Source organism: Acinetobacter portensis (assembly GCF_009372215.1).
In the GTDB taxonomy this organism is placed as follows: Bacteria; Pseudomonadota; Gammaproteobacteria; order Pseudomonadales; family Moraxellaceae; genus Acinetobacter; species Acinetobacter portensis.
The window spans coordinates 1-260 of record NZ_LWRV01000085.1 but is presented as its reverse complement, the minus strand read 5'-3'; the positions used below and the strand labels follow the sequence as shown (position 1 = coordinate 260).

Sequence of the window (260 nt, the reverse complement as noted above, 5' to 3'; positions counted from 1 at the left end):
GGCGAATTCAAACATGAGGTGCGACAGTTTCAAAAGCCTTATGATAATCAACAAGCTGAGCAAATTTCTCTAATGGTGTAAGCCAATCTAACGCTTTTCTAGGGCGAGTATTCAGTGACATGGCAACTTGATTTAAATAATGCTGATCTGCCTGGTTTAAATCAATCCCTTTAGGTAAATATTGCCTAATTAAACCATTCATATTTTCGCATGTGCCTTTCTGCCATGGCGAATGTGGATCACAGAAATATACATCTATG

General features: G+C 38.1%; 1 protein-coding gene. It reads right to left on the bottom strand.

Annotation, left to right across the window (positions count from 1 at the left end; genetic code table 11):
- Positions 1-7: 7 nt before the first annotated feature.
- A partial coding sequence (locus A6M14_RS14440) for an IS30 family transposase (protein WP_152874893.1) occupies positions 8-260 on the bottom strand: 253 nt, incomplete at its 5' end.